1 protein-coding gene is annotated in these 544 nt (G+C 77.8%); it reads right to left on the reverse strand.

Translation table 11 applies throughout. The features are described from left to right. Positions 1-167: 167 nt before the first annotated feature. A partial coding sequence (locus tag GTW08_RS01575) for a prolyl oligopeptidase family serine peptidase (protein ID WP_161151290.1) occupies positions 168-544 on the reverse strand: 377 nt, incomplete at its 5' end.

Consider the following 544-nt stretch of genomic DNA (forward strand, 5'->3'; position numbering starts at 1 on the left):
GGCGTGGGCCGGGCGGCCGGCGTAGCGGTCGCCGACGATCCCGTGGCCGGCACGGACCCGGACCGCGTGGCGCAGCGGCGGCTCCGGGTCGGGCCGGGGCCCGTCCGCGGGCCTGCCCTCGTAGGCGTGCAGGGACGCGGCCAGCAGGGCGGTGACCTCGACCCGCATCAGTTCAGCCCGGTCAGGAACCGGATCACGGCCTCCCGGGTCAGCTGCGCGCCCGGGCTGCCGAAGGGCCGGTCGAAGACGTGGTCGGCGTAGGGGACGGTGACCAGCCTGCCGTCGACCCCCGCGGAGCGGAGCTCCCGGTCGTAGGCGGCGACCCGGTCGGGCAGGACGTAGTGGTCCGCGGACCCGAGCAGCAGCAGGGTCGGCGGGAGCCCCGGGCGGACCTGCTCGGCGGGGGAGAGCAGCCGCAGCAGGCCCGGTGCCTGTTCGGCGGTCCCGCCGAACAGGGTGCTCTGCAGGTCCGGGTCGACCAGCGTCAGGTCGACGGGCGGGTAGTAGGCGACCACGCCGACCGGCGGCGGGCCGGGCGTCGGCG

This window comes from Pseudonocardia sp. SID8383, assembly GCF_009864975.1.
Classification (GTDB): domain Bacteria; phylum Actinomycetota; class Actinomycetes; order Mycobacteriales; family Pseudonocardiaceae; genus Pseudonocardia; species Pseudonocardia alni.